1 protein-coding gene is annotated in these 684 nt (G+C 65.1%); it reads left to right on the top strand.

What is annotated here, in order from left to right; genetic code table 11:
* Positions 1–350 precede the first annotated feature (350 nt).
* On the top strand, positions 351–650 hold the full coding sequence (locus P7F60_RS30795) for a DUF736 domain-containing protein (protein WP_277921239.1): 300 nt from the start codon (positions 351–353) through the stop codon (positions 648–650).
* Positions 651–684 lie beyond the last annotated feature (34 nt).

The raw sequence follows: 684 nt of genomic DNA, 5'->3' as shown, positions 1-684 counted from the left end.
CAGGGAGATGGTGGCCGGGATGACGCGAGGAATTGATTGCCCCGGCGACGCTGATCATGCGGATGAGGAGACACCGACCAACCACATCGTTCTCTGCTGACGGCGCGAAAGCCCCCCATACGGCCTCTCTTTGGGGCTGGTCTGGCACCGAACCGGCCCTGGCCTGCAACGGCTCCGCCGACCTTCTTCCCCTGACCGCAAGCGGTCATTCCTCGCGAGCCAACAAGCTCGGCTGCCACCGTCCTTCGCTCATGCTGCGGTCCTTCGGATGCAGTCCGTCCAATCCGTCGCCTCTCGACCGCCATCGAGGCCGCATCGGGCGGCTTCGAACAACCTCAGGAGATACGACAATGGCTCAGATCGGCACCTTCACCCGCGACGAAACCGGCACCTATGCAGGCACCATCAAGACCCTCACTCTCAACGTCAAGGCCACCATCAAGCCCTGCGACCGCGACAACGAACGCGCCCCCGACTTCCGCGTCACCGCAGGGGGCGTCGAGTTCGGAGCAGGCTGGACCCGCACTGCCCGCGAAACGGGCGCCGAATACCTCTCGCTCAAGCTCGACGATCCGTCCTTCACGGCGCCAGTCTACGCTTCCCTCGTCCAGGGCGACAAGGGCGAGCACAAGCTCATCTGGTCCCGCTAACCACCACCAAGGCGCTCCGCACACAGCGGGGCGC

This window comes from Rhizobium sp. YJ-22, assembly GCF_029601685.1.
In the GTDB taxonomy this organism is placed as follows: Bacteria; Pseudomonadota; Alphaproteobacteria; order Rhizobiales; family Rhizobiaceae; genus Metarhizobium.
The sequence above is the reverse complement of the archived record's forward strand: the minus strand, read 5'-3'. Positions and strand labels throughout refer to the sequence as shown.

Excerpts from the sequence above, each read along its gene's own strand:
- P7F60_RS30795 (WP_277921239.1), top strand. The coding sequence starts at position 351 with ATGGCTCAGATCGGCACCTTCACCCGCGACGAAACCGGCACCTATGCA.